The 23,607-nt window shown below is 77.0% G+C and carries 9 protein-coding genes; 8 read left to right on the top strand and 1 reads right to left on the bottom strand.

All coding sequences use genetic code 11. The features are described 5' to 3' along the window. Window positions 1-9 precede the first annotated feature (9 nt). From GL259_RS34485 to GL259_RS34450, 8 genes are all read left to right on the top strand, one after another. Window positions 10-7,992, top strand: coding sequence for a non-ribosomal peptide synthetase (locus GL259_RS34485; RefSeq protein ID WP_159537299.1), 7,983 nt, complete (start codon window positions 10-12; stop codon window positions 7,990-7,992). Then, the gene (locus GL259_RS34480) at window positions 7,989-14,015 is read left to right on the top strand and encodes a condensation domain-containing protein (RefSeq protein WP_159537297.1); all 6,027 of its coding nucleotides are present in this window, start codon (window positions 7,989-7,991) and stop codon (window positions 14,013-14,015) included. Before GL259_RS34485 ends, GL259_RS34480 begins: the two co-directional genes overlap by 4 nt. Next, window positions 14,012-14,947, top strand: a complete 936-nt coding sequence (locus GL259_RS34475; protein ID WP_159537295.1) for an ACP S-malonyltransferase — start codon at window positions 14,012-14,014, stop codon at window positions 14,945-14,947. The genes GL259_RS34480 and GL259_RS34475 overlap by 4 nt, the downstream gene beginning before the upstream one ends. Beyond that, window positions 14,944-15,723 carry an alpha/beta fold hydrolase gene (locus GL259_RS34470; RefSeq protein ID WP_243762480.1) on the top strand — a complete coding sequence of 260 codons (780 nt, stop codon included), beginning with the start codon at window positions 14,944-14,946 and terminating at the stop codon, window positions 15,721-15,723. Before GL259_RS34475 ends, GL259_RS34470 begins: the two co-directional genes overlap by 4 nt. A gap of 44 nt (window positions 15,724-15,767) precedes the next feature. Next, window positions 15,768-17,018 (top strand): AMP-binding protein, encoded by a 1,251-nt coding sequence (locus tag GL259_RS34465; protein ID WP_159537293.1) that lies wholly within the window; start codon window positions 15,768-15,770, stop codon window positions 17,016-17,018. Continuing rightward, window positions 17,015-18,301, top strand: coding sequence for an AMP-binding protein (locus GL259_RS34460; protein ID WP_159537291.1), 1,287 nt, complete (start codon window positions 17,015-17,017; stop codon window positions 18,299-18,301). The genes GL259_RS34465 and GL259_RS34460 overlap by 4 nt, the downstream gene beginning before the upstream one ends. 372 nt (window positions 18,302-18,673) lie before the next feature. Beyond that, the gene (locus GL259_RS34455) at window positions 18,674-20,080 is read left to right on the top strand and encodes an MFS transporter (RefSeq protein ID WP_159537289.1); all 1,407 of its coding nucleotides are present in this window, start codon (window positions 18,674-18,676) and stop codon (window positions 20,078-20,080) included. Between the two features lie 67 nt (window positions 20,081-20,147). After that, window positions 20,148-21,785, top strand: a complete 1,638-nt coding sequence (locus tag GL259_RS34450; protein WP_159537287.1) for an ABC-F family ATP-binding cassette domain-containing protein — start codon at window positions 20,148-20,150, stop codon at window positions 21,783-21,785. A 125-nt stretch (window positions 21,786-21,910) separates the two neighbouring features. On the opposite strand, the gene hflX is transcribed toward GL259_RS34450, so the two are convergent. Beyond that, window positions 21,911-23,359, bottom strand: coding sequence for a GTPase HflX (hflX, locus tag GL259_RS34445; RefSeq protein WP_159537285.1), 1,449 nt, complete (start codon window positions 23,357-23,359; stop codon window positions 21,911-21,913). Between the last annotated feature and the right edge of the window lie 248 nt (window positions 23,360-23,607).

Here is a 23,607-nt window from a genome sequence, read left to right as displayed (position 1 = left end):
GGAGCCACCGTGCAGTCCATCCGACACGACACCGTGCCCCGGCCGGTCCGCTCGTCCGCCGCCGAGGCGCCGGGACGGTGGGAGGACGTCTTCCCCCTGACGGACGTCCAGGAGGCCTACTACGTGGGCCGGTTCATGGAACCGGAGTCGGCCGCCGCGATCTATGTGGAGTTCGAAGCGGACGGGCTCGACCCGTCGGCCGCCGAGGACGCCTGGAACGACCTGGTCGCCGAGACCGGGATGCTGCGGGCCGAGGTCCTGCCGGACGGCCGCCAGGGGATCAGGGCGTCGGTGCCGCGCCACCGCGTCCCCGTCACGGACCTCCGGGAGGCCGACGAGGCGACACGGACGGCGGAACTGGAACGGCTGCGCGCCGAGGGCCGCTCCGCCGCCTTCGACGTCCACCGCTGGCCCCTGTTCTCGGTGACGGTGGCGCTGCTGCCGGGCGGCCGGAGCCGGGTGCACCTCGCGGTGGACGAGATGGCGGTCGACGGGCCCAGCGTGCCCCTGCTGCTGCACCGCTGGTACGCCCTCCACCACGGCCGGCGGGAGCCCGCCGCGCCGGAGTTCGGCTTCGGCGACTACGTCAGGGCGCTGCGCGCCCGCGAGGACGGCGACCGGACCCGGGCGGCCCTGGCCTACTGGCGGCGCAAACTGTCCGTGCTCGACCCGCCGTCCGGCGCGGACGCGGCGGGTCCGGACACCGGGGCGCCGGAGGACGCCGTCCCGGCCCCCGCACGCCGGCGGCTCACCCTGCGCCTGCCGGGTGACGCCTGGCGCCGCGTCGGCGCACACGCCTCCGCCCTGCGGGTCACCCCGTCCGCGCTGCTGCTGACGCTGTACGGAGGGCTGCTGCACCGGACCGGCGCGGCGCGGCGGTCCGGCTGGACGGCCGCCGGCGGCGGTCCCGTGCCGGTGGTGGTGACCACCTACAACCGGCTGCCGCTGCACCCCGACATCGCCCGTGTGGTGGGCCCCTTCGTCTCCACGTCGGTGTTCCTGGCCCCCGAGCCCGCCGGGCCGCCGGCCCGCCTCGCCGGCACCGTGCGCGATCAGCTGTGGGCGGACCTGGAGCACGGCGCGGTCAGCGGGGTGCGCGCGCTGCGGGAGACGGCCCGGGCACGGGGGCGGACGGTGGCGGTACCGCCGCCGTTCGTCTTCACCAGCATGCTCGGCACGCTCGGCGGGGCCGCACCGGGGGCCGGGCCGCGGGACGCGGGCTGGGCCGGGACCGCCGCGACGGAGGCGGGACGCACCCGTACGCCCGGGGTGTGGCTGGAGTGCCTGCTCCACGAGGTGCGGGGCGAACTGCACGTGAGCCTCGACTGCGACGAGGAACGCCTCGGCCCGGGCGTGGCCGACGACCTGTTGTCGCGGCTGGGCGGAGCCCTGGAGACGCTGGCCCGCACGTCCCCCGAGGACGTCGCCGCGCTCGACGACCCGGCCGCCCTGCTCGACGCCCCCGCGGACGCGAACGGGGACGGACCCCGGGACGCGGCGTCCCCTGCGGACGTGAACGCGGAAGCGGACGCGACGTCACCCGCCGGCGCGGGCCTCTCCGCGTGGGCGGCCGTGGAGGGCGCGGACGCCGCCGACGGGCTGCCCCTGACACCGCTGCAGACGGCGTACCTCGTCGGGCGCACCACGATGCCGGGCGCCGCCGGGGAGACCCGGGTGCACCAGGAGTTCCGGCTGCCCCGGCCCGACCTGGACCGGCTCACGGACGCGTGGCGGCTGCTGGTCCGGCACCATCCGGCGCTGCGGGCCCGGGTGCGGGCGGACGGCACGCTGACGGTGGAGCCCGCCCCGGCCGATCCCGCGCTGCCGCGCGTCCCGCACCACGACCTGTCGGATGTCACCGCGGAGGAGGCGGAAGAGGCCCTCGCACGACGGCGGGCCCGGCTCGCCACGACCCCGATGCCGCTGGAGGACGGGCCGTTGTGGCGGCTGGAAACCAGTGGTCTGCCGGACGGCTCGGTGGTCCTGCACGTGCTGCTGGACGCGCTGGTGGCCGACGCGCGTGCGGTGGCGCTGCTGTTCGAGCAGCTGTTCCGGCTGCACGCGGGTGAGGCCCCGGCGAGGGTTCTGTCCGGGCACCGCGTCCCCTTCGCGGCGTTCCTGCGCGACCGGGACGGCGCGTCGCGCGGACCGGCGGCCGAGGCCGCCCGCGCCGAGTGGGACGCCCTGTTGCGTACCGCCCCCGCGGGCCCGTCGCCCGTCCGCCGGGGCCCGGGCTCGTCCGGTCCCGGCGGGGCGGGCGGTGACCACCGGCGCCTCGACCTGCCGCGGTGGCGGGTGCTGCGGCGTCTCGCCGAACGGTGGGGGGTGCCGCTGGACGTCCTGCTGCTCACCGTCTACTGCGACGTCTGGCGCCGTGCCTGTCCCGACGGCGAGGCGTTCACCGTGGTCGTCGTCTCCTGGGACCGGCCGGCGCGGCCGCCCGGCGCCGACGCTCTCCTCGCCGACTTCACGCGGCTGAGCTGGCTGGTGGTGGACGACACGCTGCCGGCCGGTCCGGCCGACCGGGCGCGCGCGGTGGCGGAGCGGCTGCGCGGTCAGCTGTCGCGAGCGGAACGGGCCGACGGCCTGGCGGCGGCCCGTGAGCGCGCCCGGCGCGAGCCCGGCGGCACGTCCCCGTTCCCGGTCGTCTTCACCCGGTTGCCGGCCGAGCGTCCCGCACGCGGCGGTCCGGGGGTCGAGCTGCGGTACAGCCAGTCGCAGACCTCCGGGGTGGCCGTCGACCAGGTCCCGATGTTCGTCGGCGACACCTTGGTGTGCCAGTGGGACGTGCGACCGGACGCCCTTCCCGACGGGCTCCTCGACACCCTCTTCTCGGACTACGCGCGCACCCTGGGGGACCTCTGCGAGCGGGACCCGGAACACGACCCGGCCCCGGCGCCGCCGCAGGCCCCCCTGGTCGGTCCGGTGCGTGACTTCGCGGCCGGACTCACGCTGGCCGACCGGCTGGAGCGAGCGCTGGCCGAGCACGCGGACCGGGTGGCGCTGCGGTCCGGGGAGGAGGAGCTGACGTACCGGGAGCTCGGGCTCCGCAGCGCCCGGCTGGCCCGGTACCTGCGGGCCGGCGGTGTGGGTGTGGCCGACCGGGTGGCCGTGCACCTGGAGCGGTCCGTGGACCTGGTGGTGGCCCTGCTGGCGGTGGTCAGGTCCGGTGCCGCCTACGTTCCGCTGGACACGGCCAACCCGCCCGCCCGCACCCGTCTGCTGGCGGAGGACTGCGAGGCCCGGCTGGTGATCACCGACTCCGGCCTGCGCACCGTCTTCGACGGGCTGCCGGTGCGGGTGCTGGACGTGACGGCACGGCGCGAGCGGATCGACGCCGAGGACGGCGGACCGCTGGTGGCGGGCGCGGGCCCGGACGACCCGGCGTACATGATCTACACCTCGGGAACCACGGGCCGCCCGAAGGGCTGTCCCAACGCCCACCGGGGCGTCGCCAACCGGCTGCACTGGGCGCAGGAGCGGTTCCGGCTCGGGCCCGGGGACCGGGTCGCGCAGAAGACGCCGTGCGGCTTCGACGTGTCCGTGTGGGAGTTCTTCTGGCCGCTGCTCGCGGGCGCGAGCGTGGTGCTGGCCCGGCCCGGGGCGCACCGGTCCCCGGCCGCCACGGCCCGCTGGTTCGCCGAGGCCGGCATCACCGTCAGCCACTTCGTCCCGTCGATGCTGTCGCTCTTCCTCGACGAGCCGGGCGCGGCGCGCGCGACCTCGCTGCGGCTGGTGCTGGCCAGCGGCGAGGCCCTGCCGGCGGACACGGTCCGCCGTTTCCAGGCCGTCCTGCCCGGCGTCGGGCTGCACAACCTGTACGGGCCGACGGAGGCGGCCATCGACGTCACCCACTGGGCCTGCCCGCCGGGGTGGTCGGGGACGGACGTGCCGCTGGGCGGACCGATCGACAACACCGTCATCCATCTGCTGGACGCCGGCCTCCGCCCGGTCGCCGCCGGTGACGTCGGCGAGATCTGCGTCGGCGGCCCCGCGGTGGGGCTCGGCTACCACCGCCGGCCGGAGGCGGAGGCGGAGCGGTTCGTGGACTCGCCGTTCCCGGAGGACCGGTCGAGCGGCGGGAGCGGCCGGCTGTACCGCACCGGGGACCTGGGGCGGGTGGACGAGCACGGCCGGCTGCGCTTCCTCGGCCGCCGCGACGACCAGTTCAAGATCCGGGGCCTGCGGGTGGAGGCACAGGAGATCGAGGCGGCGCTGCGCGGCGTGGCGGGCGTCGACGACGCCCGGGTGCTGCCGTGGACCGGCCCCGGCGGCGACCGGGAGCTGGCCGCGCTGTGCCGCGGCACGGCTGCACGACGGCCGTCGGCCGCCGCGGTCCGCGAGGAGCTCTCTCGCGTGCTGCCCGCCGCGCTGGTCCCCTCCCGCCTGGTGTTCGCCCCGCACCTCCCGCTGACCACCAACGGCAAGCTCGACCGCGCCGCCGCCCTCCGGCTCCTGGAGACCGGAGACGCACCGGACGCGGCCCTCGCACCGTCGGGCGCCGGCGCACCGGGTGCCGGCCGGGTCCAGCCGGGCGGCGCCGCACGGGACGGGCGGGGCGACGGCACACCCGCCACCGCCGGGGAGAGGGCGAGTGGCGGCGCGGCGCGGGCCGTCGGACCGGACCAGGTGGCACGGGTCGCCGCCCGGCTGCTCGGCGTGGAGCACGTCGCCGGGGACGCGGATCTCTTCCGGCTCGGCGCGACCTCGTTCACCATGATCCGGCTGGCGCAGGAGATCCGGCGCCGGTACGGCGTCGACGTGCCGCTCGAGGCGCTCGTGCAGCGTCCGACACCGGCCGGAGTCGCCGCCGCGGCCACCGCCCCGGAGGACGGCGACGGAACCGGCGGCGCGCGGTGGCCGGGCGCCGAGGAGGTCGCCGCGGTCGCCGCCCCGCTCCTCGGCCGGCGGGAGATCGGCCCGGACGAGGACCTCTTCGCACTCGGCGCGACCTCGTTCACCATGATCCGGCTGGCGCAGGAGATCCGGCGCCGGTACGGCGGCGACGTCCCGGTCGACGTTCTGGTGAGCCGCCCGACCGCCCGGGGGGTGGCCGAGGGGCTGACCCGGCCCGACACCGGTACCGGCTCCGGTACCGACCCCGGTACCGGCACACCCGGCGGCGCCCCCTCCGACGCCCCCGACGTCCGCATCGCCTTCGACGCCGAGGCCAAGGCCGCCTTCAAGGCCGAGCGCCGCTCGCTGCGCCGCTTCGGCCCCGACCGCCTCCGCGTGGCTCTCGACCTGCCGCCGGACCGCACGCCGCCCGCCCGGCCGGTGCGCAGCGTGCGGGAGTTCGCCGACGGGCCGGTGGACCTGCGCTCGCTGTCCCTGCTCGCGCTGGCCTTCGCCGAACTCGGCCCCGACGGCGACGGCAGGCGGCCGTACCCGTCGGCCGGCGGCCTGTACCCGGTCCAGGTGTACGTGTACGTCAAGCCGGGCCGCGTCACGGGCGCCGCTCCCGGCGTGTACTACCTCGACCCGGTCGACCGCGCCCTGGTCCTGCTGGCCGGGGGCGCCGTGATCGACGCGGAGTGCCACGTGCGCTACAACCGGCCGGTGTTCGAGGGCTCGGCCTTCGGTCTGTTCCTGGTCGCCACGCCGCGGGCGATCGCACCGGCGTACGGGCGGGCCCTGGCCACCCGGTACACGGCGATCGAGGCGGGCCACATGGCGCAGGCGGCCATGGAACGCGCGGGCGGCCTGCGGCTCGGGCTGTGCCCGGTCGGCGACATGGACTTCGCGTCGGTGCGCGGCCACTTCGCCCTGGACGACGGCCAGGACCTGCTCGTGTCCCTGTGGGGCGGCCCCCTGCCCGAGGAGGACGACGCGGCGGGGAAGGACCACGTGGCCGGGGACGCGGTCGCGGTGGTCGGCTTCGCCGCCCGGCTGCCCGGCACGGACCCCGCCGACGGTGTGGGCGGGCTGGCCCGGATGCTCGCCGAGGGCCGTACCGCGATCGGTCCGCCGCCGCCCGGGCGGGCCCCGCACCGGCCCCTGCGCACCGACCGGGGCGGCGCGACGGTCGGCGCCTACCTGGCCGACGTGGAGGACGACGAGCCCGGCGAGTCGGGGATCACGGACGACACCGCACCGGCCGTCGACCCGCAGGAGCGGCTGCTGCTGGCGACGGTACGCGCCTGCCTGGAGAACGCGGCGGTGCGGGCGGACCGGCTCTCCGCCGCGGGCCCGGTCGGGGTGTTCACCGGTGCCATGTGGCACGACCACGCGCGGGGACGCGGCTCCTCGCCGGAGCGGGCGGCCGCGGTGCCGACCGGTACGGGACTGGCCCACCGGGTGTCGCACGTCTTCGACCTCCGCGGCCCCAGTCTGGTCGTGGACTCCGGCTGTGCCTCGGGTCTCGCCGCGGTCGAGGCGGCCGTGCGCTCGCTGCGGTCGGGGCAGTGCACGGCGGCGGTGGCGGCGGCCGCGAACCTCGTCCTGGACCCGTCGCACCTGGAGTTCCTCGCGGAGGCCGGGCTGCTCGCCGAGTCCGCCGGCTCGCGCCCCTTCTCCGACCGGTCGGACGGCTGGATCCCGGGTGAGGGCATCGGCGCGGTGCTGCTCAAGCCCCTGGCCCGTGCCCTGGCCGACGGCGATCCGGTGCTCGCGGTGGTGCGCGGAGGCGCGTGCCGTCACTCCGGGCGCACCCGGGACTACGGCATGCCCGGTCCCGGACGCCTGGAGGAGACGGTCAGGGCGGCGCTGGCCGACGCCGGGGTGGATCCCGGCGCCATCGGGTACGCCGAGACGTCGGCCACCGGCGCTGCCCTGAACGACGCCCTCGAACTGGACGTCCTGGGCAGGGTGTTCGGCGATCGGCCGCGGCCGCTGCCGGTGGGTTCGGTGAAGGGTGTCCTCGGGCACATGGAGGCCGCCTCCGGGTTCGGCCAACTGGCCCGTGTGCTGGCCCAGTTCCGGCGGGGCCGGCTCCTGCCGACGCCCGTGCCCGACGGCACCGGCGCCCTCGCGGGCGGGGGCGGCCGGGTGCGCCTGGTGCGGGGCGAGGAGGACGCGGATCCGCCCCGGCTGGTCCTCGTCAACAGCTTCGCCGGTACGGGCGGTTACGTCAGCCTCGTCGTGGAGGCCCCGCCGCGGGCCGCGGCCGGCCCGGCGCCCGACGTACCGGTGACGCTGCCGCTGAGCGCCGACACGCCCGCCGAACTGGCCCGGTACGCGGAGCGGTTGGCCGACCACCTGGAGGAGGAGCGTCCGCCTTTGACGGCCGTCGTCGCGGCCCTGGTCCGGGGCCGGCGCCCACGGGACTGCCGGGCGGCGGTGGTGGCCACCGCCGAGGGTGCGGTGCGGGCTCTGCGCGAACTGGCGGCGCGTGCGCCCGCCGAGGGCAGCGGACTCCTCGTCCGGGCCGCCGGGGACGCGCCGCCGCGTCTGCCGGACGGCTGGCTGGCCGGTGCCAGCGCCCCCTGGCCCGCGGCGACGGGCCGGGCCGCGGCGCTCCCACCGACCCCGGTCCCGGTCCGCAAGCGCTCCGCGGACACCGACGCAGCGCCGGGCCCCGAGGCGCCGCCGCCCGGACCGGCCGCGGACCGCGCCCTGCGGCGGACGGCGGCGATCGTGGCCCGGGTGACCGGCCTTCCCGCCGGCGAGCTGGCCGCCTCCACGGACCTGATGTCCCTGGGCGTGGACAGTCTGCGCCTGGTGCGCATCGCCCGCGCGATCGCCGAGGAGGGCGGCCGTCCGCCGTCGTTGACCGCGCTGTACGAGCAGCCCGTGCTGGGTCCGATCGCCGAGGCCGCGTTCGGCACCACCGTGCCGGAGGCGCCGCCGGGTCCGCCCGGGGACCCCGGCGCACGCCCCGGGCCCCGACCCCCGGCCGGCCCGGACGCCGGCACCCCGGACGTCGACGCGCCGCACGTCGACGCGCTGGACGTCGACGCGCTGAACGAGGCGGAACTGGACGCGCTGCTGGCGCGCCACGCCGGATCCGGCCCCCTGCCCACCGCCGCCCACCGACCCGCCGAGGAGACATGAACGCGCCCACCCCCCTCCCCACGACCGGCCCGCCCTCCGCGTCCGTCGAGGCCAAGCGCGAGCGGCTGAGGGCCCTGCTGCACGGCACCCCGGGCGACACGGCGGTGGCCCTCACCCCGGAGCAGCGCGGACTGCTGTTCCTGCACCGCCTCGATCCCGGCTCGGGGGCGTACGACATCCCGCTCGCGGTCGCGTTGCGCGGACCGCTCGACACGGACCGGCTGGCGGGCGCCTTCGACGGCCTGATGGCCCGTCACCCGGTGCTCGCGACCCGCGTGGAGGACCGGCCGGGCGGACCGGTGCTGACCCCCGCCGCACCGGCGCCGCGCCTTCGGCTCCGGGACACGGTCACCGGGGACGCCGCCCCGCGGGACCCGCTCGCCCCCGTGCGCGAGGAGGCCGCCCGGCCGCTCGACCCGGACCGCGCGGTGCTGCGGGCGGTGCTGTTCCGGCACGCGCCGGACCACCACCACCTGCTGCTGATCGCGCACCACGTGGTGTTCGACGGCGACTCCTGCGTCATCGTGCTCCAGGACCTGTGGGCGCTGTACCGGGCCCGTGCGGACGGCCCGCGGCTGCCGCCCGCCGGGGCGCCGTTCGCCGCGTACGCGGCCGGCCGGGCGGCGCGGTCCGCGGAGCGCGAACGGGCCCTGGCCGGTTTCTGGCGCGCGCGGACCGAGGGGGTGACGGGCGCGCCGGTGCTCCCGTTCGACCGGCCCGGGACCACGGCGCGCACCCGCGTCTCCGCCGACGTGCCGGTCCGTCTCGGGCCCGCCGGCACCCAGGCCGCGCGGGCCTTCGCGGCCGAGCGGCGCACCAGCGTGTTCGCGGTGCTCCTCGCCGCCTACCTGCTGGTGCTGGGCCGCCACGACCCGGCCCGGCGCCTGGCGGTGGGCACGCCGGCGGCGATCCGGCACGACCCGCGCTTCGACCGCACCGTCGGCTGCCTGATCAACATGATCCCGGTCCGCGCCCCGTTCCCGGTCGACGCGGCCGGGCCCGAGGGGCCCACGGCCGCCGAGTACGTCCGCGCCGTACGGACGGAACTGGCCGAGTGCCTCGACCACGCGGATCTTCCCTTCCCCCGGATCGCGGAGCTGATGGACGGCCTCGACCCGGAAGACGGCTCCCCGTTCACCTGCCCGTTCGCCTTCCAGCGGTGGCGGGGCGACACGGTCCGCGAGGTGTCCCCGGAGGTGCGCGCCGAGATCGTCGAGGAGGTGCACCAGCCGGGCGTCGGCCATGTGAACCTCACCCTGGTGGAGTACGACGACGAGATCCGGGGGCACCTCAAGTACGACGCGGAGCGCTTCGACAGGACCTCGGCCGCCCGCTTCGCCGCCGAGCTGACGTCGGTGGCGACCGCTCTCGTCACGCACTCCGACGCGCCGGTCGCGCGGGTGCTGCGGGAGTCGCCGGCCGGGACGACGGCCAGGACCACGGCCCAGGACGGGAACGTCCCCGCCGCACCGGCGGCCCCCGCCGCCTCCCCCACGGCCCCGTCCCCGCCCCCGTCCCCGGACCTCCCGGCCGACGCGGCGCCGGAGGGCACCGCGCCGCGGCCCGGTGACTCCGCCGTCTCCGAGCAGAAGGCCCTGGCCGCCGCCCGCGAGGCATGGCGGGAGCTGCTGGAGACGGCTCCCGAGGAGGACGTCGACGACGTCGACTTCTTCGCCGCCGGCGGCGACTCGGTCATCGCCGTGCAACTGGCCGCGCGGTTGCGGCAAGCCGGTTTCGACCTGTCGGTCCGCCGGATCTACCGGCACCCGACCCCGGCCTCCCTGGCCCGCTCACTCGCCTCGGACCCGACCACGGCGGCCCCTTCCCCGTCCCCGCATGACGCCCCCGCGGCCGCCGACAGCCCGGCACCCGCGCCCACGCCCATGCCTGAGCCCGCGCCTGCCCCCGTGCCTGCGCCTGGGCCTGTTCCCGGGGCGGCTCCGCCCGAAGCCGGCCCCGCGTCCGCCCCTGGCACGGTCCCGGACCTGTCTCCCGTCCAGTCCTGGTTCTTCGAGAAGGTGCGCGAGCACCGGGCGCACTGGAACCAGTCCGTCGCGGTGCGCCTGCGCCGGCCCGTGGACCCGCTGCTGCTGCGTCTGGCCCTCCAGGCCGTCCTGGCCGCGCACCCCGCCCTGACCGCCCGTGTCGAGCCCGGCGGCCCGTCGGGGCACCGCGTGCGCCCGGCCGGTCCGCTCACCGGGCAGGGCGTCCGCGATCTGCTCGCGGTGGCCGACGGGGCCGGTGCGGGCGAGGCCGAGCGGCTGTGGCGGGACGCCCAGCGGGGCCTGGATCCCGCCGCCGGCCGAACCGTCCGGGCGCTGCTGCTGCGCGGCGGGCCCGACGGTGACGAACTGCGCCTGACGGCACACCACCTGGTGGTCGACGCCGTGTCCTGGGGCATCGTGCTGGCCGACCTGGACGCGGCGCTGACCGCGCTCGAGGAGGGTGAACTGCCGCGTCTCGCGCCCGAGTTCACGACGGAGCGGGAGTGGGCCGCCCGGCTGGCCCTGGCCGCGCGGGAGGCGGACGGCGCGGAGTACTGGCGGGCCGTGTCCCGTGTGCGGCAGGAGTGCGACGGGCTGCTCGCCTCCGCACCCCCGGGGCCCGAGGCGGAGACCCGACACGAGGAGTTCACGCTCGACCACGACGCGACCACGCGGCTGCTCACCGAGGTCCCGCGGCGGCTGGAGCAGCCGGTGCACGCGGTGCTGACCGGCGCGGTGGCGCTGGCGCTGGCCCGCTGGCGCGGCTGCCGGATCGTGACGTTCGACGTCGAGACCACGGGCCGCCCGGGCCGTGAGCAGGTGCGGGGCACCGACGGGCCGGGACCGGTGGAGCTGTCGCGCACGGTGGGGTGGCTGACGTCGGTCGACCCGGTGGTGCTCAGCGGGCCCCGGGAGGCGGACGCCGAGACCTATCTGCGCGAGGCCGGCGCCGCCCTGGCCGCCCGACCGGACTGTGCGGGCTTCCTGACGTACCGACACCTCTCGCCCGACGCGTCCCTGCGCGAGGAACTGGCCTGCCTGCCCGCCGCGCTGGTCTCCGTGAACCATCTGGGACGGGCGGACCGCCTCGTCGTCTCCTCCCGGATGTCCCTCGCCCCGCCCCCGCCGCTGGACCGGTCGGGGCGGGCGCGGCGGCTGTATCCGGCCGAGGTGTACTCCGTCGTGCGGGAGGGGCGGCTGCGGGTCGGGGTGGCCTGGACACCCGCGCCGAGCGACGGACTGGACGCCGACAGCGTGCGTTCGCTCACCGCCCGTCTGCGCGCGGTCCTCGACGAACTGGCCGCCCGGCCCCCCTCCACGGCCGCGACCGCACCCGTCGCGTCCCCCGCTCCGCCGCACTCGCCCGACACCGCCCCGGTCGACGCGGGCGGCACCGCCGCCCCGGCCACCCCGGCGCGCTCACCCGGTGCCTCGCCTCCGGCCGCTCCCGCCGCGTGTGCGTGGCCGTTGACGCCGCAGCAGTACGGCGCGGTCGTGGAGTCGCTCGCCGCGCCGGACTCGGGGCGGCACGTGGAGCAGTTCCACTGGTGGTGGCGCGGCTCCTTCGACCGCGACCGCTTCGCGCGGGCCTGGGCCGTGCTCTTCCGCCGCCACGCCGTGCTGCGCGCCCGGGTGTCGGACGGACCGACTCCGCTGCTGTCGGCCGCGCCGGACGTCGGCCCGGACCTGAGCTGGTCGCGGAGCACCGAGGCACCGGAGGAGCGGGAGCCGTCCTGGGACGACCTGGTACGCGCCGAACGCGACCGCGGCTTCGCCCCCGACACGGCGCCGCTGCTGCGGGTCGTGGTCCGCGAGGAACCGGACGGCCACCGCATCCTGCTGACCCTGCACCACGCCCTCCTCGACGGCTGGAGCATCGCGCTGCTGCTGGAGGAGCTGTACGAGGCGTACCTGGACGGCACCGATCCGGTGTCGGTCGACGAGCGGCGCCCCGATCTGCGCGACCACGCCCGGTGGCTGTCGGACCGCGACACCGACGCGGCGCGCGCCCACTGGGCCGCCCTGCTCGGCGGGCCGGGGGCGGCCGAGGCGGCGGTGCTGCCGGGTCTGCCCGGACCGGTCCGGGATCCGTCCCCGGCCCCGGACGGGAAGTCGCGCGTGAAGCCGGACGGAGAGCCGGACGCGGGCGGGGAGCCGGAGCCGGCCCGCGCCGAGGTGGACGCGGGGACCATGGACCGGCTGCGGGTGTGGGCGGCCCGGCACGCGGCGACGGAGTCCAACGTGCTGCAGGCGCTGTGGGCCGCGTTGCTGTGGCGCTGCGCCGGGGGCACCGGCCGCGTCCGGACCCGGCTGGGGGTGACCCTGTCCGGTCGGGCCGGGGGCCCCGACGGGGTGCGGCGGATGCCGGGCATGCTCAGCACCACCCTCCCGCTCGACCTGGACGTCGGCCCGGGGGACTCCCTCGGCTCTCTGGTCGAGCGGGCCCGTGAGGCGGCCCTCGATCTCCAGGACCACGAGTGGGCCAGCACCGGACAGGTCCACGAGTGGGCCGGGCTGCCCGGCGGTCGGCCCCTGTTCGACAGCCTGCTGGTGGTGGAGAACTACCCCGCCGCGCTGCACGGGGTCGGGGAGCGGCTGGCGGCGGCCGGTGCCGACGTCGGGGTCCCCACCGCCGTCGGGGCCCGTACCGCGTACGCGGTGACCGCGCTCGCGCACCGCGAGGAGTCCGCGCTGGTGACGGAGTTCGTGGCCGATCCGCGCCGGGTCGCGGGTCCGGACGCCGCCCGGCTCGCCGCGCTGTGGGAGGCGGCCCTGCGCCGGCTGGCCGAGGACCCGGAGGCCCTGACGGTGGCGGACCTCGTGGGCGGTGTCGGCGACGCCGCGCTGCCCCGGATCGGTCCCCGGGCGGGGTCCGCGCGCCGTCGCGCGGTCTCCTGGCCGGAGTCGGCGTGGGCCACGGAGGCCGTGCGCGACGCGTTCCGCACGGTGCTCGGTGTGGCCGACGTCGGGGCGGACGCCGACTTCTACGCGCTGGGCGGCCACTCCCTGCTGTCCGTACGGCTGCTGCGGGCCCTCGAGGAGGCGGGCGCGCCCGGTCTGGCACTCGCCGATCTGCTGCGGCACCCCACGGCCGGGGAACTGGCGCGCCTGCTGGAACGCCGCCGTACCGCCGGCGGGGAGGCGCCGTCCGTGCTGGTGCCGCTGCGGGAGCCGGAGGACGGGGACGAGCCGGTGACGGTGTACCTGCTGCACCCGCCCGGCGGCCAGGTCGCCTGCTACGGCGAGCTCGCCGCGCACTTCCCCGGCACCGCGCGTCTGGTGGGCGTGCAGGACCCGCGCACCACGCTGCCGGGCCCGCCGCCGCACCGCACGGTGGAGGAGCTGGCCCGCCTCTACGCCGACGCGCTGCCCCCGGCCGCCGCCGGTGAACGGCTGGTCCTCGGCGGGTTCTCCGGAGGCGGGGTCATCGCCTACGAAATGGCCCGGCTGCTGCGCTCGCGGGGCCGCACCCCCGGTCTCGTGGTGCTGCTCGACGCCGCCGCCCCCTCCGGGCCGCGCACCGACACCACCGCCGACGGCAGCTTCCTGGAACAGGTGGCCGCCTACGACCGCCGGCGGCGCGCCGCCGGCGGCGACCGGGCCGTGCCGCCGGAGGCGGCGTCCGCTCCGGCGGCCGCGCCGCAGGAGTACCTGGACGAACTGGCCAGGGTCGCCGACTGGATGGGCAACGCCGGCCCGGATCCGTTCGCGCTGCTGCGCGAGACGCTCGGCGCGGTAGAGGACTACCGGCCGGGACCGTACGCGGGACGGCTGCTGGTGCTGCGGGCGGCGGAGACCGACTTCGGGCGGGGCACCTCCTTCGACGCCTCCGGCACGTACTACGCACGCCCCGCCCTGGGCTGGGAGGACCACTGCCCGGACGTGACGGTGCGGGAGGTCCCCGGCAACCACGTCAGTCTGCTGTCCGGTTCCCACGCGGTGGCGCTGGCCGCCCTCCTGGCCGACCGGTGCGCCGGGCTGCCGCGGCCGGCGGACGCCCGCACCGACACCCTCGAGGACGAGGTGGAGACACCATGACCACCGTTCACATGTTCGCCGGTCAGGGCGTGCAGCGGCCCGGCATGGGCAAGGACCTCTTCGGCCGTTTCCCGGAGCTGACCGAGCAGGCCGACTCCGTCCTCGGCTACTCGGTGGCCGACCTGTGCCTGACCGGCGGGGACGGCCGGCTCGACGACACCCGGTACACCCAGCCCGCGGTGTACGTCGTCAACGCGCTGTCCCACCGGGCGGCCGTGGAACGGGACGGACCGCCGGACCTCGCCCTCGGGCACAGCCTCGGCGAGTACAACGCCCTGGAGGCGGCCGGGGTGTTCGGATTCGCGGAGGGCCTGGAACTGGTCGCGGCCCGCGCGGCCGGCATGGCCCGGATCACGGGCGGCGGCATGAGCGTGGTGGTCGGGCTGGGCGAGACGACGCTGCGCTACCTGCTGCACCGCTCCGGGTTCGACTCCGTGCACCTGGCGAACCTCAACGCACCGGACCAGCTGGTGCTGGCCGGCCCCCGCGAGGACCTGGAGATGATGGAACTGATCCTCCAGGACGCCGGCGCCCGCCTGGCCCGCCGGCTGCCGGTCAGCGGCCCCTTCCACTCCCCGCACATGACCCCGGCCGCCCGGGAGCTCGCCGCGCTGCTGGACCGTGTCCCGTTCCGTCCGCCGCGGTTCCCCGTGGTGTCCAACCGCACGGCCCGGCCCCACCGGTACGAGGAGCTGGCCGCCACACTGGCCGAGCAGGTCGACCACCCGGTGCGCTGGGCGGAGTCGGTGGCGTGGGTGCTGGGCCACGAGCCCGGCGGCGGGCGGCGGGAAGGGCCGCCGCCGAGGTTCGTGGAGGTCGGTGACGGCACCGTGCTGACGGGCATGGTCCGGCGCATCCGCGAGGAGTGGGACCGGCACTCCGCCGACCGCGGCGACCGGGTTCCCGCCGGGGTGACGGGAGGGCGGGCGTGAACACGACGAGCACCGTCTTCCAGGGCCGTCCGGCGGCCGATCCCCGGCTGCGCCTGTTCGTGTTCCACCACGCGGGCGGCTCCCACATGACCTACCGCGCGCTGGCCCGGGAGTTCCCGCAGGACTGGGAGGTGTGCCTGGTGGACGCGCCGGGGCGCGGCCGGCTGATGGACGAGGAGCCCCTGACCACGCCCGAGGCGCTGGTCGACCGGGTCTACGACGACCTGCTGGTGTGGCTCGACCGGCCGTTCGCGTTCTTCGGGCACAGCATGGGCGGACTGCTCTGCCACGACCTGACGCTCCGTCTGGGCCGGGCCGGTCTGCCGCTGCCGGTCTGGCTCGGGCTGTCCGCCCGCGGCGCCCCGGCGCCGGAGGGCGGCACCGCGGACGAGCTGCGCCACCTGCTGCCGTCGGCCGAACTGCGCGAGGCCGTCGGCCGGCTGGGCGGCACCCCGCAGGCCGTGCTGCGCGACGACGACCTGTGGTCGCTGGTGGAGCCGGTGCTCCGGGCCGACCTGCGGATCGTGGAGACCTGGCGGTTCGACCGGGCCGACCGGCTGCCGCCGGTGCCGCTGGCCGTCTTCGGCGGCACGGCCGACCCGATGGTGGCCCCCGCCCGGCTGGCGGCCTGGGCGGACCGCACCCCGGCCTTCCAGGGCCTGCGTCTGTTCCCCGGCCACCACTTCTACTTCACCGAACAGCCGCACCGGACCGCCGCGCGCATCGTCGCCGACGTCCACGCGGCGCTGGACGCGGCGGGCCGGCTGCACCGGTGACACCGCGGCCCGCTGCCGCCGTTCCCGTCCCTGAGGAGACCCGTATGACCACCACCCCGCAGGCCCCGGTCCCGGCCACCGGGCTGACCGGCCAGGTCGCCGCCGTCCTCGGCCTGCCGGAGCACGGCGTCGACCCCGACCGCCCGCTGACCGCCCTCGGTCTGGACGCCCGCTCCGCGCTGCGGCTGCAGCACCGGCTGAGTGCGCTCGGCGCCACCGGCGTGTCCCTGCGCCGGCTGCTCGACGGCGGTTCGGTGCGTTCCCTCGCGGCGCTGCTGGCCCGGGAGCCGCAGGCGCCCGCCCGTCCCGGCGCGCCCCCCGCCCCGGACGCCTCCCCGGGCCGCCGGCTCGTGCCGCTCGGCGCCGACCCGGCCGGCCGGCTGGCGACGCGCGCCGAGGAGTGGGGTCTGACGCGGGAGGAGGTGCTGTTCGCGGCGGCCGCACTGGCCGTGGCCCGCTGGACGTGCGGCACCGGCTCGCTGGAGGTCGGGCCGGAGACGGGCGGGCAGCCGGCGCGGACGGTGCGGGTGCCGGCGCCCGACCCGCTGCGGTGGACCGGGTTCGGCGCGTACGCCCGCGAGCTGAGCCGCGTGCCCGACGCCCCGGCCGGGGCGCTGCACCCCTCGGCGGGCGCGGCCCGCCTGGTGTTCAGCGCGGTGCCCGGGGACGGGGCCGACGCCCCGGACGGGCCCGGGCCCGTCCTCGCACACCGGCTCGACCACACCGGCGTGCAGCCGGTGGCGGTGTGGGAGCCGGGCGACGCGGGCGGTGCCGACGCCGCGTTCCTGACCGGTCTCGGCGAGGCGTACGGCAGGCTGCTCACCGTCCTCGCGGCCGACCCCGCCGCCTGGCGGCGGATCGACCTGGGCTGGGACCCGACGTTCGCCTTCCAGGAGCCGCTCACCGCCCGGCCGTTCCCGGACGCGGGGCCCCTGCTGGACGGTCCGCTGCGCGCGGCGGCCCGGCGCGCACCGGACGCCCCGGCGCTGCTGGGCCCCGCCGGTGCCCTCACCCACGGCGAGCTCCGGGCGCGGGCGGCCGTCCTCGCCCGGCGGCTGACCGAGGCGGGGGTGCGCCCGGGCGACCCGGTGGCCGTCGCCCTGCCCAAGGGTTTCGACCAGATCGCGGCGGTGACCGCGGCGGCCCGCTGCGGCGCCGTCTACGTGCCGGTGGACCCCGGCTGGCCCGCCTCCCGCATCGCCGCGGTGGTCCGGCGTTCCGGCCTGGCGCACGCCCTGGTCGCCGCGGAACCCCGGCCGGCCCGGACGCGCGGGCCGAGCTGCCCGCCGGCGTGACCCGCGTCCCGGTGGACGCGGCGGCCCCGCCCCCCGCCGCCGGCGGCGGTGCGGGACACGACGGCCCCGGACCGGGGACGGCGCCGGACTCACCGGCGTACATCATCTTCACCTCCGGCTCGACCGGTGAGCCGAAGGGCGTGGTCGTCGACCACGCGGCGGCCCGCGTCACCGTGGACGACATCACCGACCGACTCGCCGTGGGGCCGTCGGACCGGGTGCTCGGGCTGTCGGCGCTCAGCTTCGACCTGTCCGTCTACGACGTCTTCGGAGTGCTCGGCGCCGGGGGCGCGCTGGTCCTGCCGGATCCGGACGGCGAACGCGATCCGCAGCACTGGATGGACCTCGTCGAGCGGCACCGCGTCACCCTCTGGAACACCGCGCCCGCCCTGATGCAGATGGTGCTGGACCTGGCGGAGGCCGACCCCCGGTCGGCGGCCGGGCAACTCGCCCCGCTGCGCCGGGTGCTGCTGTCGGGCGACTGGATCCCGGTGACGCTGCCGGACCGGCTGCGCGCCCTGGTCCCGGAGGTCGAGGTGATCAGCGCGGGCGGTGCCACCGAGGCGGCGATCTGGTCGATCTGCCACCCGGTCGGCGAGGTGCCGCGACAGTGGCGCAGCATCCCCTACGGGCGGCCGCTGCGCGAGCAGTTCTTCCACGTCCTCGACGACGAGGGCCGCCCCCGGCCGGTGGGCCGGGCGGGTGAACTGCACATCGCGGGCCGGGGCCTGGCCCGCGGCTACGCCGGCGACGAGGAGCAGACGGCCGCCCGCTTCCCGGTCCACCCCGTCCTCGGCGAACGGGTCTACCGCACCGGCGATCTGGGCATGTGGCGCACGGACGGCACCATCGAGTTCCTGGGACGCCGGGACCGGCAGGTGAAGATCAGGGGGCACCGGATCGAGCTGGGCGAGATCGAGTCGGTCCTCGACCGGCTCCCGCAGGTGCGCCGCGCCGTCGCCTCGGTCACCCGGGGCCCCGACGGCCGGCCCCGGCTGCTCGCGCACGCGGCCCTCACCCCCGGGGCGCTGCTGCGCGAACCGGACACCGTGCGGGCGGAGCTCCACGCCGCGCTGGAGCGGTCCCTGCCCGTCTTCATGGTGCCGCACCGCATCGTCCTCACCGACGCCCTGCCGGTCACCGCCAACGGAAAGATCGACCACGCCCGCCTGGCCGGCCTCCCGGATCAGGCCGGGACTCCGCACCGGCCGTCCGGTCGCCCCGCGTGTCCGAATCCCTCCCCCGGCGCCGAAACCGACTGTGCCCCGCGGAAACCGCTGTGACAGACTCTCACCACTCGTCGCCGCGGCGCCGTCGCGCGTCATCGCGGCGGCCTCTGTGCAGTCGACCCCAGCGAAGCGAGCGCCCGCACCGATGCCCGTCCCGTCAGCCGCGCGCCGGACCCACGCCGCCGACCGGACCGGAGCGCGGGCCCCGGCCGGGGGTGGGCGACGCCGCGTCCCCGCCGCACCGCCGGCGGCGCCCGTGTGCGCGCCGCCGGCGCCCGCGTGCCGCACCGTACGGGTGCCCGCCGCCCCGGCCGGGCCCCTCCGGGGGGCGTCCGCACGGGGATCAGCGTGACCGCCGTGTCGCGGTTCGCCTTCCGCGTCTGACGCGGTGCGCCGTCGACCCCGTACCCGAGAGGACCCCCACCCATGCAGAGCGCGCCTTCGACAGCGCAGGACACGGGCACCTCGCACCCCCGGGCCGTCCTGGCCGTCCTGTGTGTGACCCAGCTCCTGCTCACCATGGACGACAACGTCGTCAACATCGCACTGCCGACCATCCAGCGGGAGCTGGACTTCGGCCCCTCGTCCGTCGTCTGGGTGATCAACGTCTACATGCTGACGTTCGGCGGCTTCCTGATCCTCGGCGGGCGGCTGGGCGACCGCTTCAGCCTCGTGCGGACCTTCTCCGCCGGCACCGCCGTCTTCGCCCTCGCCTCCCTCGCCTGCGGCCTGGCCGTGGAGCCCTGGCAGCTCATCGGCGCCCGCGCGCTGCAGGGGCTGGGCGCCGCGCTGGTGGCCCCCGCCGTCCTGGGGCTGATGACCCTGGTCTTCTCCGAGCCCGCGGCGCGGGCCCGGGCCTTCGCCGTGTGGGGGGCCACCGCGATCGTCGGCGCCCTGGCCGGCCTGATCCTCTCCGGTGTCATCACCGGATACGCCTCCTGGCGGTGGGTGTTCCTCATCAACCTGCCGATCGCCGCGGTGGCCCTGTTCCTGCTGCCCCGGCTGGTGCGCGGCGTGCACCCGGGCGGTGCCGGGCAGCCGCTGAACTGGCGCGGCGCGACGCTCCTCACCGGCGGCCTGTCCCTCCTCGTGTACGCCCTGCTGTCGGTCGAGGGCGAGGAGAACCCGCGGGCGACGGCGGTCACCGCGGTGCTGGCGCTGTCGCTGCTGGCCGCCTTCGTCGTCGACCAGCGCCGCTCGGCCAGCCCCCTGGTGGCCAAGGGCGTGTTCGCCGCGCCGGTGCGGTCCCGGGCGCTGCTCGCCGCGGTGCTGCTGTCGGCGGCGATGTTCCAGGGCTTCCTGGTGCTGACGCTGTACCTGCAGAACGGCCTGGGCTACGAGCCGCTGGCCGCGGGTCTGGCCTACGTGCCGTTCGCGCTCGGCTCGCTGAGCGGTGTCAAGCTCGGTGAGCGGGCCACGGTGCGCCACGGCGCGGGCCGGGTGCTGACGGTCGCATGCTTCGTCACGGCGGTGGGCGCGCTGCTGCTCGCCTGGGCTCAGGGCGCGGACCTCGGCTATGTGGGTCTGCTGCCGGGCATCCTGCTGTTCGCCACCGGCATCGGTGCCGGACTGCCCTCCTCCGCGACGGCCTCCACGCACGGCGCCGACGAACGGACCTCGGGCGTCATCGCGTCGCTGGTCAACTCCAGCCAGCAGCTCGGCGGAGCCGTCGGGCTGGCGCTGGTGGGGATCGCCCTCGGCGGGACGGGCGGGCGCTTCGGGACCGCCATGGCCACGGCGACCGTGCTCGCCGCGCTGTCCTGCGTCGTCTCGTTCCTGGTGGTGCGGCACGAGCCGCGCGCCCGGGACGCCGCCGAGTCCGGTCCGGCGTGACACCGGCCGGCACGCCCGCCCCCGCCCGACCGCACTGACGCCCCCGATCAGGAACGAAGGTCCCCCCATGCCGACTGTGCGCCTCCAGGCCGTCGACCTCGTCAAGTACTACGCGGACCACCGGGTGCTGAACGGGCTCTCGCTGTCGGTCTCCCCCGGCCGGCGGATGGGCCTGGTCGGGGAGAACGGCGTCGGGAAGTCGACGCTGCTGCGGCTCCTCGCCGGCGTCGAGGAACCCGACTCCGGCACGGTCGACCGGCCCGAGGACTGCGGGTTCCTGCGGCAGGAACTGTCGTTTCCCCCGGACACCACCGTGCAGGACGTGGTGGACGACGCCCTGTCCGGCATCCGGGCCGCCGCGGCCCGGCTGGAGGAGCTGTCGGCCCGGCTGGAGACGGCTCCGGACGACGCGGAGGCCCTCGCGGCCTACGGCGACACCCTGGAGTGGGCGCAGCAGCACGACCTGTGGGACGCCGACCGGCGCGCCCGGCTGGTGCTCACCGGTCTCGGTCTGGGGTCCGTGGATCCGCGGCGGACGCTGGGGACGCTGTCCGGCGGGCAGCGTTCCCGGCTGGCGCTGGCGGCCCTGCTCGTCCGGCAGCCGCAGGCCATGCTGCTGGACGAGCCGACCAACCACCTGGACGACGACGCGGTCGGCTTCCTGGAGCAGCGGCTGAACGAGATGCCGGGCGCGGTGGTGCTGGCCTCCCACGACCGGATGTTCCTGGACGCGGTGTGCACCGACATCCTCGACCTGGACCCGTCCCGGGGCGGGGTGACGCACTACGGCGGCTCGTACTCGTACTACCTGCGGGCCAAGCGGCTGGAACGGCTGCGCTGGGAGCAGCAGTACGAGGCCGAGCAGGAGGAACTCGCCCAGCTGCGCGCCTCGGTGGACGTGACCGCGCGGGCCGTCAACCACGCGCGGGCCATGAAGGACAACAACAAGATGGCCTACGACCGGGCCGGCGGCCGGGTGCAGCGGCAGATCTCCCGGCGGGTCCGCAACGCCCAGCACCGGCTGGAGGAGCTGGAACGCGCCCAGGTGCGGCGGCCCCCGGACCCGCTGCGGTTCGCCGCCACGCTCACCGGCAGGGCGGCGGAGGACGACGGGCCCGCGGTGTCGCTGCGCTCCGTGGAGCTGGCGGGGCGGTTGCGCGTGGACCGCCTCGATGTCGGCCCCGCCGAACGGCTGCTGGTCACGGGCCCCAACGGGGCGGGCAAGTCGACCCTGTTGAACGTGGTCGCCGGTCGCCTCGCACCGCACTCCGGGACGGTGGAACGGGCTCCCGGGGTGCGGGTCGGGCTGCTGGAGCAGGACGTCGGCTTCCCCGACGACCGGCGCAGCGCGAGCCAGTTGTACGAGCGGGCCGCGCGCGCGGACTCCCCGCCGCTGTCGCAGCTGGGGCTGCTCCCGGCCCGCGACCTCGGCCGGCCGGTGGGGCAGCTGTCCATCGGCCAGCGGCGCCGGGTCGCCCTGGCCCTGCTGATCGCCCGGCCGCCGGACGTCCTGCTGCTGGACGAGCCGACGAACCATCTCTCCCTCAGCCTCGCCGAGGAACTGGAGGAGGCGTTGCGGACCGCGCCCGGGGCCGTCGTCGTGGCCTCCCACGACCGCTGGCTGCGACGGTCCTGGGAGGGTCCCGAACTCGTCCTGAAGAACGGCGAGATCACCGGCGCCCCGACCCCACGGCCGGGCACCTGAGGCCCGCACCCGGCCGGGAGGTCGGGTGTCCCCGGCCGGCTCGGCAGGCCGGTGGGCGCGGGGGCGTCCCCGGCCCCGGACACGGCGGGGTGCGGGGGCGCCGCGCCCCCGCACCCCGGGCCGGCTCAGACGGGCAGGTGCGCCCTCAGTTCGGACGCGAGTGCCGGTTCGACCCGGGCCTTGAGGAGCGTGCCCTGCGGGGTGTGCTCGACGGAGAGCACCTCGCCCTCGCGGTGGGCGCGGGAGACCAGGTTCCCCGCCGAGAAGGGCAGCATGACCTCGATCTCCTCGGTCGGGCTGGGCAGCCGCTCGTCGATCAGGGCCCGCAGCTCCTCCACGCCCTGACCGGTCCGCGCGGAGACGACGACCGCGCCCGGCTCGGCCTCCAGCAGCCGCGCCAGCACCTCGGGGTCGGCCGCGTCGGCCTTGTTGACGACCACGACCTCCGTGCCCGCCGCGGCGCCCACCTCCCGCAGGACCTCCCGCACGGAGGTGAGCTGCGCCCACGGGTCGGGGTGCGACCCGTCGACGACGTGCAGGACGAGATGCGCGTCGGAGACCTCCTCGATGGTGGAACGGAACGCCTCGACCAGGTGGTGGGGCAGATGACGGACGAATCCCACGGTGTCGGTGAGGGTGTGGGTGCGGCCGCTGGGCGTCGTCGCCCGCCGCACCGTCGTGTCCAAGGTGGCGAACAGGGCGTTCTGCACCAGCACGCCGGCACCGGTGAGCCTGTTCAGCAGCGAGGACTTGCCGGCGTTGGTGTAACCGGCGAGGGCGACCGACGGCACGCTGTTGCGCCGCCGCTCCTCCCGTTTGATGTCCCTGCCCGTCTTCAGCTGTGCGATATCGCGGCGCAGTTGGGACATCTTCTTCTGGATCTGCCGCCGGTCCGTCTCGATCTTCGTCTCGCCGGGGCCGCGGGTGGCCATGCCACCGCCTCCGCCGCCGCCCATCTGCCGGGACATCGACTGCCCCCAGCCGCGCAGCCGGGGCAGCATGTACTGCATCTGCGCCAGCGCCACCTGGGCCTTGCCCTCACGGGTCTTCGCGTGCTGGGCGAAGATGTCCAGGATCAGCGCCGTACGGTCGACGACCTTGACCCGGACGACCTCTTCCAGCCGGACCAGTTGGGCGGGGCTGAGTTCACCGTCGCAGACCACGGTGTCGGCACCGGTCTCCTCGACGATCTCCCGTAGTTCCGACGCCTTGCCGGAACCGATGTACGTGGCCGGGTCCGGCTTGCTGCGGCGCTGGACGACCCCGTCCAGCACCAGGGCGCCGGCCGTCTCGGCCAGGGCGGCGAGTTCGGCGAGGGAGCGCTCGGCGTCCTCGGCCGTGCCGGAGGTCCAGATCCCGACGAGGACGACCCGCTCCAGGCGCAGTTGCCGGTACTCGACCGTGTTCACGTCGCTGAGTTCGGTGGACAGGCCGGCCACGCGGCGCAGCGCGGCCCGTTCCTCCCGTTCGTACTGCTCGCCGTCCAGGTCGTCGGCCCCGGCCGCGGCGAACCGGTCGTCCATGAGGGCATCGGCACGCTGATGGCGGGGGGTGAAGTGGTCGGGGCGCGTCATATACGTCCTTCCGTTGCACGGGCGGTACTGAAGCCGGTGGGGGGGCAAGGGCCGGTGGGCGCGGGAACCGCGGTGGGTTCCGCTCCGGGGGACGGCTCGGGAACGCTCCGCACCCGTGGCCGCCACCGGGACTCGCCACGACAGCTGCCGGGCCAGGGGTGGGGGGGAGCGAAGGAAGACTCGACGACACCGGAACGGACATCCGGGCACACCGGACGGGCGGCACCACACGGCGGCGAGAGCCTCGC

This window comes from Streptomyces sp. Tu 3180 (assembly GCF_009852415.1).
Taxonomy (GTDB): Bacteria; Actinomycetota; Actinomycetes; order Streptomycetales; family Streptomycetaceae; genus Streptomyces.
This window is presented reverse-complemented; position numbering and strand designations above follow the sequence as displayed.